The sequence below is a fragment of the Halorubrum sp. AJ67 genome, assembly GCF_000513435.1.
The window spans coordinates 76,960-78,042 of sequence record NZ_CBVY010000003.1; the positions used below are offsets into that span (position 1 = coordinate 76,960).

The following is a 1,083-nucleotide window of genomic DNA, read 5'->3' on the forward strand; positions in this document are numbered from 1 at the left end:
CGGTTCCCGGGTGACGCCGACCGCAAGCGCGGCCGTCACGACGGCCAGGAGGGCGGCGACGGTCAGAAACACGCTCGCCACGCCGACCGCGACGAGGAGCGGGACCGCGAGCAGTTCGCCAGCGGCCGTCGCGAGGAGGGCCGCGAGCGCGAGTCCGTACAGCCGGTCTTCGGTTCGCGTCGTCATACGCTCCCTCGGTGACGGACGGGGTTAACGCGTGCGCGACGGCTGCCGTCACGTCTCATGCCACCACACCTCCGAGACATCGCGGCCGATCCCCGGCGAGCGTGTCGGGTACTCGCCCCGTTTATGTCGCTCGCGCCCGTGGTGATGGTATGCAAAACGTGGACGCCGCGGGGCTGGGGATCGGCGACGACCACCCGCCCCGGATCATGGGCGTGCTCAACGTCTCCGCGGAGTCGCCGTACGACCCCAGCGTGTACGACGACCCGGGCGAGGCCGCGGCGTACGTCGACGAGGAGCTGATCGGCGAGGGCGCGGACATCGTCGACGTCGGGCTGGAGTCGGCCAACAAGGACCTCGACGTGCTCTCTGCCGAACAGGAACTCGACCGGCTCGACACCGCGGTCGAGACGCTGGAGTCCACCTCGGGCGACGCCGTCTGGTCGATCGAGACGCGCTACCACGAGGTCGCCGACGAGGCGCTCTCTCGGGGCTTCGACATGGTCAACGACATCTGCGGGTTCGCCGACCCCGAGATGCCCCGCGTCTGCCGCGAACACGACGTGGCGGTCTCGAAGATGGCCTCGCCCCCGGATCTCGAACGACCGGGCGCGATCGAGGACGTGGACGACATCTACGAGGCCCTCTCGATGAACGGGATCACCGACAAGACGATCCTCGACCCGGCGTTCGGCGGCTGGTCGGCCGAGAAGACCCACGAGGACGACCGCGAGACGTTCCACCGGCTCCGCGAGTTCCGCGGGTACGGCCGCCCGCTGCTCGTCTCGATCAACCGCAAGAGCTTCCTCAGGACCATCGCGGGCCGCAGCACCGAGGAGGCGCTCCCCGTNTCCCTCGCCGCCACGTCAGTCGTGGGAGGCAAGGCACACAGGGGATAGG

Annotated in this window: 1 protein-coding gene and 1 pseudogene; one reads left to right on the forward strand and one right to left on the reverse strand. The window is 69.7% G+C overall.

The annotated features are described in order from the left end of the window. Positions 1-186 (reverse strand): hypothetical protein (locus tag BN903_RS17175; protein WP_195155709.1); only part of this gene is annotated, 186 nt, incomplete at its 3' end. 149 nt (positions 187-335) lie between these two features. Between BN903_RS17175 and BN903_RS04145 the strand changes: the two are divergent. Then, positions 336-1,055, forward strand: a pseudogene (locus BN903_RS04145) (dihydropteroate synthase); the annotation flags it as partial. Positions 1,056-1,083: the final 28 nt, after the last annotated feature.